General features: G+C 68.0%; 12 protein-coding genes. 10 read left to right on the forward strand and 2 right to left on the reverse strand.

The window, feature by feature from the left end; all coding sequences use genetic code 11:
* Positions 1–97: 97 nt before the first annotated feature.
* From AAHF99_RS04215 to AAHF99_RS04250, 8 genes are all read left to right on the forward strand, one after another.
* Complete coding sequence (locus AAHF99_RS04215; RefSeq protein ID WP_342162795.1) at positions 98–1,081, forward strand: YVTN family beta-propeller repeat protein; 984 nt, start codon at positions 98–100, stop codon at positions 1,079–1,081.
* Between the two features lie 158 nt (positions 1,082–1,239).
* Positions 1,240–1,647: a cupredoxin domain-containing protein gene (locus AAHF99_RS04220; protein ID WP_243959715.1), complete on the forward strand. Its 408-nt coding sequence runs from the start codon at positions 1,240–1,242 to the stop codon at positions 1,645–1,647.
* Positions 1,647–1,892: a hypothetical protein gene (locus AAHF99_RS04225; RefSeq protein WP_342162796.1), complete on the forward strand. Its 246-nt coding sequence runs from the start codon at positions 1,647–1,649 to the stop codon at positions 1,890–1,892. Before AAHF99_RS04220 ends, AAHF99_RS04225 begins: the two co-directional genes overlap by 1 nt.
* The gene (locus AAHF99_RS04230) at positions 1,889–2,635 is read left to right on the forward strand and encodes an ABC transporter ATP-binding protein (RefSeq protein ID WP_342162797.1); all 747 of its coding nucleotides are present in this window, start codon (positions 1,889–1,891) and stop codon (positions 2,633–2,635) included. The genes AAHF99_RS04225 and AAHF99_RS04230 overlap by 4 nt, the downstream gene beginning before the upstream one ends.
* 13 nt (positions 2,636–2,648) lie before the next feature.
* On the forward strand, positions 2,649–3,539 hold the full coding sequence (locus AAHF99_RS04235; RefSeq protein ID WP_342162798.1) for an ABC transporter permease: 891 nt from the start codon (positions 2,649–2,651) through the stop codon (positions 3,537–3,539).
* Positions 3,536–4,162, forward strand: coding sequence for a hypothetical protein (locus tag AAHF99_RS04240; protein ID WP_342162799.1), 627 nt, complete (start codon positions 3,536–3,538; stop codon positions 4,160–4,162). The genes AAHF99_RS04235 and AAHF99_RS04240 overlap by 4 nt, the downstream gene beginning before the upstream one ends.
* 226 nt (positions 4,163–4,388) lie before the next feature.
* Positions 4,389–6,953, forward strand: a complete 2,565-nt coding sequence (locus tag AAHF99_RS04245; protein ID WP_342162800.1) for a TonB-dependent receptor — start codon at positions 4,389–4,391, stop codon at positions 6,951–6,953.
* Between the two features lie 158 nt (positions 6,954–7,111).
* Complete coding sequence (locus AAHF99_RS04250) at positions 7,112–7,471, forward strand: hypothetical protein (RefSeq protein ID WP_342162801.1); 360 nt, start codon at positions 7,112–7,114, stop codon at positions 7,469–7,471.
* Between the two features lie 39 nt (positions 7,472–7,510).
* Here AAHF99_RS04250 and glpX read toward each other — a convergent pair whose 3' ends face one another.
* Both glpX and AAHF99_RS04260 read right to left on the reverse strand, forming a co-directional pair.
* Positions 7,511–8,500 (reverse strand): class II fructose-bisphosphatase, encoded by a 990-nt coding sequence (glpX, locus tag AAHF99_RS04255; protein ID WP_342162802.1) that lies wholly within the window; start codon positions 8,498–8,500, stop codon positions 7,511–7,513.
* Between the two features lie 134 nt (positions 8,501–8,634).
* A complete protein-coding gene (locus tag AAHF99_RS04260; protein ID WP_342162803.1) occupies positions 8,635–9,951 on the reverse strand; it encodes a homoserine dehydrogenase in 1,317 nt (438 codons plus the stop codon).
* Between the two features lie 164 nt (positions 9,952–10,115).
* Between AAHF99_RS04260 and xth the strand changes: the two genes are divergently transcribed.
* On the forward strand, positions 10,116–10,910 hold the full coding sequence (xth, locus tag AAHF99_RS04265) for an exodeoxyribonuclease III (protein ID WP_342162804.1): 795 nt from the start codon (positions 10,116–10,118) through the stop codon (positions 10,908–10,910).
* Between the two features lie 17 nt (positions 10,911–10,927).
* The gene (locus AAHF99_RS04270; protein WP_342162805.1) at positions 10,928–11,551 is read left to right on the forward strand and encodes a glutathione S-transferase family protein; all 624 of its coding nucleotides are present in this window, start codon (positions 10,928–10,930) and stop codon (positions 11,549–11,551) included.
* The last annotated feature ends 3 nt before the right edge of the window (positions 11,552–11,554 follow it).

Below are 11,554 nucleotides of genomic sequence, written 5' to 3' on the forward strand. Positions count from 1 at the left end.
GGGGCCTGCGTCGCCGTCCGGTCTCGCATCCGGCGGCGAGGGCCCTACAATCCGGTTCGAGAAGCGCCCCGCGAGGGCGCCCAAGGGAGGAGAGCGGATGGGCCGCCAGCAATTGGCAGGATGGGGGGGCGTCGCCCTCGGGCTGTGGCTCGCGTCGAGCGTGCCGGCTTTCGCCTTCACCGCCTACGTCACCAACGAGAAGGGCAATTCCGTCAGCGTCATCGACTCGTCGACCATGGCGGTGACGGCGACGTGGAAGGTCGGACGGCGCCCGCGTGGCGTCACCGTCTCGAAGGACGGCAAGGAACTCTTCGTCTGCGCCAGCGACGACGACCGCATCGACGTGCTCGACACGTCGAACGGCAAGGTCGTGCGCTCGCTCCGCTCCGGGCCCGACCCGGAACAGTTCATCCTCGATAGCTCGGGCAACCCGCTCTACGTCGCGAACGAGGACGACAGCCAAGTCACGATCATCGACATCGAGAAGAACAAGGTGCTCGCTGAGGTGCCGGTGGGCGTCGAGCCGGAGGGGATGGGTCTGTCGCCGGACGGGAAGATCCTCGTCAACACCTCCGAGACGACCAACATGGCCCACTTCATCGACACCAAGACCTTCCAGGTGATCGACAACGTGCTGGTCGATGCCCGGCCGCGCTTCGCGGAGTTCACGGCCGACGGCAAGTTCCTGTGGGTCTCGGCCGAGGTCGGCGGCACGGTGAGCGTCATCGACGTCGCCACCCGCCGCGTGGTGAAGAAGATCACCTTCAAGATCCCGAGCGTGAACGACGAGGCGATCCAGCCGGTCGGCATCCGCATCACCAAGGACGGCAGCAAGGCCTTCGTGGCGCTCGGCCCGGCCAACCGCGTCGCGGTGATCGATGCCAAGACCTACGAGGTGCAGAAATACCTGCCGGTCGGCCAGCGGGTCTGGCAGCTCGCCTTCACCCCGGACCAGAAGCAGCTCTTCACGACCAACGGCACGTCGAACGACGTCTCGGTGATCGATGTCGAGGCGGAGAAGGTGGTGAAGAGCATCCCCGTCGGCCTGCTGCCGTGGGGTGTGGCGATCTCGCCGAACTGATTTTTTTGGGACGCTTGTCGCCCGCGATCGACGGAGTGTGAATGCCTTTTCTCGGACAGTTCTTGCGCTCTCGTCGTCATTGCGAGCGGAGCGAAGCAATCCAGCAGCGCCACGGTCGGGAGCGTCCCGCTGCCCTGGGTCGCTTCGCTGCGCTCGCGATGACGGCGGTGCTGGCAGCGAGTGTCGCGCCGGCCTCGGCCACCGACCTCACGCGCAAGCGCGAGAACCTGCCCGATCTCGTCCTCGGCAACGACCAGGGCAACGACTTCGTGGTCGAGAACAAGGACATCGAACTCGAATCCGGCAAGGCGTACCGCCTGCGGATCGTCGCCAAGGGTGGCCAGGAATACAAGTTCTACGCCCCGGAGTTCTTCCGCTACATCTGGCTCAACCAGATCGTCATCGAGCACAAGGAGATCCATGGCGGCGGCCCGCCCGATCACCTCGAATTCGATGAGCCCGGCGAGATCGCCATCGAGTTCGTCGCCATCAAGCCCGGCGCCTACAAGTGGGAGGCGCGGGGGCTCGAAGCGAAGGGCATGACCGGCACCCTGACGGTGAAATGATGAGGGGACCGGCGCTCGTCCTCCTGGCCCTCGGCCTCGCCACGCCCGCCCTCGCGGCGGACGATGCCTCGTCCTGCGCGGAGGGGATCACGATGATCCGCGACGCCCTGGCGAACAATCCGCCCGAGGCCGCCCTGCCCAAGCTGAAGAAGGCGCTGCGGAACGCCGAGCGCGAGCAGCGCGAGGGCGAGTACGACGAATGCCTCGACGCCGTCGCGGATGCCCGCAAGGCGCTCGGGCAATGACGGGCGAGGCGCCCGCCCTGCTCGTCGCGAATGTCGGCCACCGCTTCGGCGCGCGGGCCGCACTGGACGACGTGTCGATGAACGTCGAGCGCGGCCGGTTCACGGCCCTGCTCGGCCCCAACGGCGCGGGCAAGACCACGCTCTTCTCGGTGGTCACGCGGCTCTACAACAACCAGAGCGGGCGGGTGGCGATCTTCGGTCACGGGCTCGACCGGGAGCCGTCGCGGGCGCTCGCCCGCCTCGGCGTGGTGTTCCAGGCCCGCACCCTCGATACCGACCTCACCGTGGAGCAGAACCTGCTCTACCATGCGAGCCTGCACGGCATCCCCCGCAAGGCGGGCAAGGCGCGGATCGGCGAGTTGCTCGACCGGGTCGGCCTCGCCGACCGGCGCGGGGACAAGGTGCGCACCCTCTCCGGCGGTCAATCCCGGCGCATCGAGATCGCCCGCTCCCTCGTCCACCGGCCCGACCTCCTACTCCTCGATGAGCCGACGGTCGGCCTCGACCTCGAATCGCGGGCGGACATCGTCTCCATCGTCCGGGCGCTGGTGCGCGAGGAGGGCCTGTCGGTCCTCTGGGCGACCCACATCTTCGAGGAGATCCGGCCCGAGGACGACGCCGTGGTGCTCCATCTCGGCCGGATCGTCGCCCGCGGCACGGCCGGCACCATCGCGCAGGGGACCGAGAGCCTGGAAGAAGCCTTCCGCCGGCTCGTGGCCGAGCGCGGGAAGCAGGCGGCGTGAAGATGGGAAGCCCATGACCTCGTCGCCCCGCGTCGTCGAACTCGACACGAAGACCCACGCCGCCCCCTCGCGACAGCTCGGGCGGCTCGATGCGGTCGGCTACCTGATCTGCCTCGGCGGCATCGTCCGCCGGGAGTTGCTGCGCTTCTTCAACCAGAAGGAGCGGTTCTTCTCGGCGTTGGTGCGGCCCCTCGTCTGGCTGTTCATCTTCGCGGCGGGGTTCCGCAACACCCTCGGCGTTTCCATCGAGCCGCCCTACCAGACCTACGTGCTCTACGAGGTCTACGTGGTGCCCGGCCTCGCCGTGATGATCCAGCTGTTCAACGGCATGCAATCCTCCCTCTCGATGGTCTACGACCGCGAGGTCGGGTCGATGAAGGTGCTGCTGACCTCGCCCTATCCACGCTGGATGCTGCTGCTCGCCAAGCTCATCGCGGGCGTCTCGGTGTCGATCGTCCAGGCCTATGCCTTCCTCGCGGTGGCGTATTTCTGGGAAACCGACATTCCGACGCTCGGCTACCTGACGGCGCTGCCGGCGTTCCTCGCCTCCGGCCTGATGCTCGGCGCCATCGGCCTGTTCCTGTCGTCGCTGGTGCGGCAACTGGAGAATTTCGCCAGCGTGATGAACTTCGTGATCTTCCCGATGTTCTTCGCCTCGTCGGCGCTCTACCCGCTCTGGCGGATCCGGGAATCGTCCGAGACCCTGTATTGGATCTGCAAGTTGAACCCGTTCACCCACGCCGTGCAGCTCGTGCGCTTCGCGCTGTACGAACAACTCGAGCCCGTGTCCTGCGCCGTCGTCGTCGGGACCACGCTCGCCTTTTTCGCGATGGCCGTGATCGCCTACGATCCGGGCCGGGGCCTCATGGCCCGGCGCGGCGGACCGGCCGGAGAAGCCTCATGATCAGAACCACCGCTCTCGCCCTCCTGCTCTCGGTGTCGGCCGGCGCCGCCCTCGCCCAACCGAAGATCGATCCGGATTGGCCCTGCGTCCAGCGCAAGGTCGAGACCCTGAGCCCCGGCCAGTTCTGGACCGGGCCCGACATCGCCGCCGCCGGCGATTGGGGCAGCGACAACGACGCCGCCGTGCTGGCGCAGAAGATCGCCTCCCGCCGCACCGACCTGTCGCAGGTCGATCCGCTGCTCGACGACTTCGCCGCCAAGTTCGGCTCCGACAAGGACGCCAAGGACAAGGCGTTGACCCGCGTCTATGCCGGGGCGTTCGAGGTGCTGAACGGCGAGCGCAACAAGATCATGAACGGCATCGCCCGCTACGCGCAGGGCCAGCGCCGCATGGCCGAGCGCATCCGCGACGAGGCGGACAAGGTCAGCCAGATCAAAGATGCCCCGAGCCGGGGCGACGAGACCGAATTGCCGAAGGACCAGACCGAACTCGAGACCAAGTTCGCCTGGGACCGCCGGATCTTCCAGGAGCGGAGCCAGTCCCTCACCTACGTGTGCGAGGTTCCGCAACTCCTCGAACAGCGACTCGGCGAACTCGGCAAGCGGATCCAGGAGCGCCTATAGGCTTGCCGAATCCTCCCGGTTAAGCTTGCCATATTTACCCTAAGTTGTTGATTTATCGCATGAAAACTGTGGCGACACGGCCACGGGAAGGTCAAGAACGGACTACGTGGGGCAAAAGTCGTCGATAGTGCGCCCGCCCGCGATTGCAGTTCATCGATCCCACCGACATCACTGACTGAAGCCCGAGGGAAACGGGCGAATGTTTTGGGTGTCGAGGGGTTCGGGAATGTCTTTGCGGGCGCTCAGGGGAGCCTTGACGGCGTCGGCATCGGTCCTCGCGGGATCGATGGCGGTGGGCACGGCACACGCGCAGCAATCCGTCACCCTCGGCGAGATCAGTGTCGTGGCGACCTCGCCGGTCGGCGCAGGCGGTGGCAATTCCAGCGCCGTGCAGAACTACAACCGGGTCGCGCCCGTCGTGGCGCCGCTGGGCGCCGTGCCGGTGCCGCGCCTGCGCGGCAGCGAGCAGCCGCTCTACAAGATCCCCAGCACCGTCGAGACGGTGACGGCGCAGGACATCCGGGCGGACCTCGGCACCGACAACGTGGTCGCGACCCTCGCGCGGCGCACCCCCGGCCTGAACCTCTCCGACAGCCAGGGCAATTCGAACCGGCCGGACGTGACCTATCGCGGCTTCGTCGCCTCGCCGGTGCAGGGCGTGCCGCAGGGCTTGGCCGTCTACCAGAACGGCGTGCGCATCAACGAAGCCTTCGGCGACATCGTCAACTTCGACCTGATCCCGCCGCAGGCGATCCAGCGGATCGACGTCGTCACCGGCAACCCGGTCTTCGGCCTCAACGCGCTCGGCGGCGCGGTTAACATCCAGATGAAGAACGGCTTCACGTGGCAGGGCACCGAGATCAGCGCCTGGGGCGGCTCGGATGCGCGCACGGCCGGCTATCTCGAATACGGCAAGGTCTCCGGCCCGTGGAGCTTCTACTTCACCGGTGACGGGCTGAACGATCGCGGCTGGCGCTACGAGAGCCCGAGCACGATCGGCCGCCTCTACGGCGATCTCGGCTACCGCTCGCAGGATGCCGAGTTCCACCTGATCGGTCTCGCCGCGCGGAGCTTCTTCGGCGCCGCCGCCGCGACCCCGGTGGACTTCACCCGCAACGACCCGCGGGCGATCTTCACCTATCCGCAGACCACCACCACCGACGTCGGCACCATCCAGCTCACCGGCCGGGTCGACATCTCCCCGACCTGGGATCTGGCCGGCAACGCCTATTTCCGGCGTTTCAGCCAGACCTATGTCGATGGCAACGACGGCAATTTCGAGCAGTGCAGCGCGCAGAGCAGCTTCCGCGGCTTCCTCTGCTTCGAGGATGACGGCTTCAGCCGCGCGCCCAACCAGACGCAGCAGGCATTCCGCAACCAGTTCCTGATCCTCGGCCAGCAGAACCGGCCGATCCCGTTCCGTGGGAACGTCCCGTACGGCACCCTCGACATCACGAACACGCAGGCCACCGGCTACGGCGGCTCGCTCCAGGCCGCCAACCGCGACCGGATCTTCGGCTTCGGCAACACGTTCATCGTGGGCGGCAGCATCGACGCGGCGAACTACTCGTTCAAGTCGTCGAGCACGCTCGGCGTCATCAACCCGAACCTGTCGATCACCATCGATCCGAACAACCCGTTCTACGGCAACATTCCCGGCCTCGGCACGCAGTTCATCCGCACCGCCGGGGCGCTCGGCATCGCGCCGAGCTCGGTGAACGGCTCGAACCTCTATCTCGGCCTCTACACCCAGGACACCCTGGACTTGACCGACCGCCTCTCGGTGACGGCGGGCGCCCGCCTGAACTTCGCGCGCATCCAGAGCGAGGATCTCACCGGCTTCTCGCCGGACGTCACGGGGACGCATTACTTCAACAAGATCAACCCGGTGGCGGGCCTGACCTACCGGTTCTTCGATGCGCTGAACCTCTACGGCAGCTACTCGGAATCGAACCGCGCGCCGACGCCGCTCGAACTCGCCTGCGCGAATCCCGATCGGCCGTGCCTGCTCCCGAACTCGCTGGTGGCCGATCCGCCTCTGAAGCAGGTGACGGGCAAGACCTACGAGGTCGGCTTCCGTGGCCAGCTGCCGAACACCTATGACGGCGGCATCATCACCTACAAGATCGGCGCCTTCCGCACCGACCTGTCGAACGACATCCTGTCGCTCGCCACCCCCGGCAACGCCGCCCGCGCCTACTTCGTGAACGTGCCGGCCACCCAGCGGCAGGGCATCGAGGTCGGCGGCGAGTACACGGCCGATTACCTCCGGGTCTACGCCAATTACGCCCTGATCGACGCCACCTTCCAGTTCAACGGCACCCTGTCCTCGCCGAACAACCCCCTCGCGGTGGACGGCGCGATCCAGGTGGCGCGCGGCAACACCGTGCCGCTGGTGCCGAACCACCAGATCAAGGCCGGCTTCGATTACTATATCACGCCCGAATGGCAGGTCGGTCTCTACGTCCAGGCCTTCTCCTCGTCCTTCTACCGGGGCGACGAGTCGAACCTGAACCGGAAGCTGCCGCCCTACTACGTCATGAACTTCCAGACGAAGTATCAGGTGACGAAGAACCTCGAAGTGTTCGGCCTCATCACGAACCTCACCAACAATCGCTACGCGACCTTCGGAACCTTCGCGGAGACGGGCCCGGTGACGGCCAACCTCTCGATCAACAACCCGCGCACCACGACGCTGGCGCAGCCGCTCTCGATCTACGGTGGCTTCAAGTACGCCTTCGGGGCCGATCCGGTGCCGATGCCGGCGGAGCCGATCATCCGCAAGTACTGATCGCGGCACCAATGGACGAAAAGGGCCGTGCATCCTTGGATGCGCGGCCCTTTGTCTTTGGCGCGGCGTCCTGTCTCAGGAACGGGTTCGTCCGTTCTGCGTCGCTATCCCGAAGGCGAGCCGGCAGATGTCCGCCGCGCCGCCACGGGAGATCGCTCATGAAGCTTCGCCTCGCTCTTGCCCTCGCCGCCGTCTCGGCTGCCACCGTGGGCCCGGCCCTGGCCACACCCTGCGCCGACGAGGTGAGCACGCTGGAGCGGCGCCTGAACAGCGCGGGCGCGGCCGAAGTCACGGGCACGACGCCGCCCGGCGGCACGACCTCGTCCAACAGCCCGAAGGCCCTCGACTCTGCGCCGAAGCTGACCCCCGGCGACAAGGACGTGAAGCCGACCGCCTCAGGCGTCGATGAGGCGAAGAAGCTCGTCGCCCAGGCCCGCGAAGAGGACAAGGCCGGCAAGGCGGAAGAGTGCCGCCAGACCATCATGAAGGCCAAGGAGAAGGCCGGCGCGCTGCCGTAGCGCGCTGAGACGTGGGGGGCGGGGCGGTGCCCCGACCCCTCAGCTCCGGCCGAAATCCCGCCGATGTTCGCCGAGGATCCGGCGGATGGTGCCGGCCTCGGAGCGATAGACCAGCGTCTCTGTCTGGATCCTGTCCTGGCGGAAGCGCACGCCCTTCAGGAGCGAGCCGTCCGTCACGCCCGTCGCGGCCACGATGACGTCGCCGCCCGCAAGGTCGGTCAGCTCGTATTTCCGGTTGGCGTCGCGGATGCCCATGTCCAGCGCCCGGCGGCGGCGCTCGGCGGTGTCGAGGATCAGGCGCCCCTGCATCTGCCCGCCCATGCAGCGCATGGCGGCGGCGGCGAGCACGCCCTCGGGGGCGGCTCCGGTGCCGAGATAGATATCGACCCCCGTCTCCTCCGGGCTCGCCGTGAAGATGATGCCCGCCACGTCGCCGTCGGTGATCAGCCGCACCGAAGCGCCGGCCTCCCGCACCTCCGCGATCAGGCCGGCATGGCGTGGCCGGTCGAGGATCAGGGCGGTGATCTGGTCGGTGGGGCAGCCCTTGGCGCGGGCGAGCGCCCGGATGTTGTCCATTGGGCTGGCATCGAGGTCCACGATCCCGGCGGGGTAGCCGGGGCCGATGGCGATCTTCTGCATGTAGACATCGGGCGCAGCGAGCAGCGAGCCGCGCTCGGCCAGGGCCATGACGGCGATGGCGCCCGGCATGTCCTTCGCGCAGAGGGTGGTGCCTTCGAGGGGATCGACGGCGATGTCCACCTCCGGCCCCTCGCCGGAACCCAGGAGTTCGCCGATGAACAGCATCGGCGCCTCGTCGCGCTCGCCTTCACCGATGACGACGGTACCCCGGATCGGGAGACCGGCAAGTTCGGCGCGCATCGCGTCCACGGCGGCTTGGTCGGCCGCCTTCTCGTCGCCCTTGCCGCGCAGGCGGGCGGCGGCCACGGCGGCGCGCTCCGTGACCCTCGCGAGTTCGAGCGCGAGGGTGCGCGGCACGGTCTGCGGACGCGGTGTTCCGGTCTCGGTCATCGTTTCCTGTCCCTTGCCGGGCCCGGTCTTGATGCCGGATCCCGGTCTCGATCATGGCGGGGCTGCGCGGACCGCGTGCCGTCCTATGTTAACGCCCCCGTGCCTGAATATTCGATGAGGACCACGCAGCCCGTCTACTCACGTTCGATGCGGATCAACTGCGGCGATTCCGCGAGCAGCCCATCTTGTGCGATGGCGTCCAAGGCTTCGCGGATCGCGCCCTCGGTGGCGGCGTAGGTGATCAACACCAGCGGCACCGGGCGGCCGGAGCGGCCGTGCGGATCGCTGTCCGGCCCCTCGACGCGGCGCTGCAGGATGCTCTCCAGGGAGATCTCCCGTTGCGCCATGCGCTGGGCGACGCCCGCCGCGACGCCCGGCCGGTCATGGACCGTCAGGCGGATGTAATAACCGCCCTCGTGCCGCTGCATCTCGGCGCGCGAGGGCGGGGCCATGCGCGCGGCGTCGGTGCCGAAGGTCGGGCGCACGATGCGTCGGGCGACGTCGGCGATGTCGCCGAACACGGCGGAGGCGGTGGCCTCGCCGCCCGCGCCGGGGCCGATCAGGGTCAGTTCGCCCACGGCGTCGGCGTCGATGGTCACCGCGTTGGTCACGCCCATCACCTGCGCGATGGCCGAGGATTTCGGCACCATGGTCGGGTGGACGCGCTGCTCGATCCCCGCCGGGGTCGCCTGCGCGACGCCGAGGAGCTTGATGCGGTAGCCGAGTTCGTCGGCCATGCGCAGGTCCAGGGGCTGCACCCGCGAGATGCCTTCCACCGAGACGCCGTCCGCATCGACCTGCGTGCCGAAGGCGAGGCTCGTGAGGATCGCAAGCTTGTGCGCGGTGTCGAAGCCCTCGACGTCGAAGGTCGGGTCGGCCTCGGCGTAGCCCAGCGCCTGTGCGTCCTTCAGGCAGGCCTCGAAGGTCAGGCCCTCGCGCTCCATCCGGCTGAGGATGTAGTTGCAGGTGCCGTTGAGGATTCCGTAGACGCGCTCGACCTTGTTGCCCGCGAGCCCTTCGCGCAGGGCCTTGATCACCGGGATGCCGCCCGCGACCGCCGCCTCGTAGGTGAGGGCCACGCCCGCCTTCTCGGCGGCGGCGGCCAGCGCCGCGCCGTGCTTGGCCAGCAGCGCCTTGTTGGCGGTAACGACCGGCTTGCCGGCCTCCAGCGCCGCCTCAACGGTGGCCTTGGCTGCGCCCTCGGCGCCGCCCATCAGTTCGACGACGCAATCCACGGAAGCCGAGCGGGCCAGCGCCACCGGATCCTCGAACCATTCGACGCCCGCGAGGTCGATGCCGCGATCCCGCGAGCGGTCGCGGGCCGAGACGGCGGTGACGGTGACGTCGAGGCCGGAGGCGAGGAGTGCTTCCCGGCGGCGGCCGATCATGCGGACGAGGGCCGCGCCGACGGTGCCGAGACCGGCGACGCCGATGCGAAGAGACTGCGACATGGGACCTTCCGTGCCCGCGGGCGTCGGCTCCCGTGCCGCGCCTCCCGCGATGCGAGGGTCATCGCCTGCGGCGCGGAAATCTGCAAGCGTTCCCACGCATGGCGGAATCGGCTTGTCACCCGGGCGCGAAGGCCCGATGACGGGCCGCCTGCCGGATGAGGCCGATGCGTATCAGCACCTGGAACGTCAATTCGATCAAGCAGCGGCTGCCGCACCTGCTCGGCTTCCTCGATGAGGCGAAGCCTGATGTGGTGTGCCTGCAGGAGCTGAAATGCCAGGACGAGGGCTTCCCCCGCGCGGAGGTCGAGGCGGCGGGCTACGCCGTCGAGACCCTGGGGCAGAAGGCCTATAACGGCGTCGCCCTGTTGGTGCGGGCGCCGCTCGTGCCGTCCGAGATCCGCCGGGGCCTGCCCGGCGACGAGGAGGACGTGCAGGCCCGCTACATCGAGGCGCTGATCGGCGGCGAGGATGTGGCGCCGGTGCGGGTCGCCTCGATCTACCTGCCGAACGGCAACCCCGTCGACAGCCCGAAATACCCCTACAAGCTCGCTTTCCTTGAACGGCTGCGGCTCCATGCGCGGGCGTTGGCGGAGGCCGAGATCCCGGTGGTGCTGGCGGGCGATTACAATGTCATCCCCGAGCCGGAGGACGCGGCCGACCCGGAGGCGTGGCGCAGCGATGCCCTGTTCCTGCCCGCCTCCCGCGCGGCGTTCCGCGCGCTGCTCGCCGAGGGCTACACCGACGCGATCCGTGCCTGCGACCCGCGCGACGGGCTCTACACCTTCTGGGATTACCAAGCCGGCTGCTGGCCCCGGAACCAGGGAATCCGCATCGACCATCTCCTGCTCTCGCCGCAGGCCGCCGACCGACTTATCTCCGCCTCTGTGCAGAAGCACCTGCGCGGCCTCGACAAGCCCTCGGACCACGTCCCCGTGACCGTCGAGCTGGCCCGCACCTGATACAGCCAGAGGACATGATGATCGTCTACGGAACCAGCATCTCGCCCTACGTCCGGAAAGTCCTCGTCTCTCTCTATGAGAAGGGCGTGCCGTTCGAGCACAAGCCCGTCCCCTTCCACGCGGATGATCCGGGCTTCCAGGCGGCGAGCCCCACGGGCAAGATCCCCGCCCTGGACGATGACGGCTTCCTGCTCCCCGATTCGAGCGCGATCCTGCAGTACATCGAGACCAAGCACCCCGAGCCGGCGCTGATCCCCACCGAGGCGAAGGCCCTGGGCCGGGCCGTGTGGTTCGACGAGTACGGCGATACCGAACTCTTCCCCGTCCTCATCATCCCCTTCGTGGAACGCTTCCTGAAGCCCCGGCTGATGAAGAAGGAATGCGACGAGGCACGTGCACAGAGCACCATCGACGAGAAGTTTCCGCCGCTCCTCGACTATCTGGAGAGCCAGATCGAGGGCGATTACCTCGTCGGCAACGCCTTCAGCATCGCCGACATCGCGGTGGCGACGAACTTCCACAACCTGCGGCTGGCGAATTACGAGGTCGATGCCGGCCGCTGGCCGAAGCTTTCGGCCTACATCAAGAAGACCCTGGAGCGGCCGTCCTTCGTGAAGGCCATCGCGGCGGCGAAGAACTGACCG

It is taken from the genome of Methylobacterium litchii (assembly GCF_038442315.1).
GTDB classification, from domain to species: domain Bacteria; phylum Pseudomonadota; class Alphaproteobacteria; order Rhizobiales; family Beijerinckiaceae; genus Methylobacterium; species Methylobacterium litchii.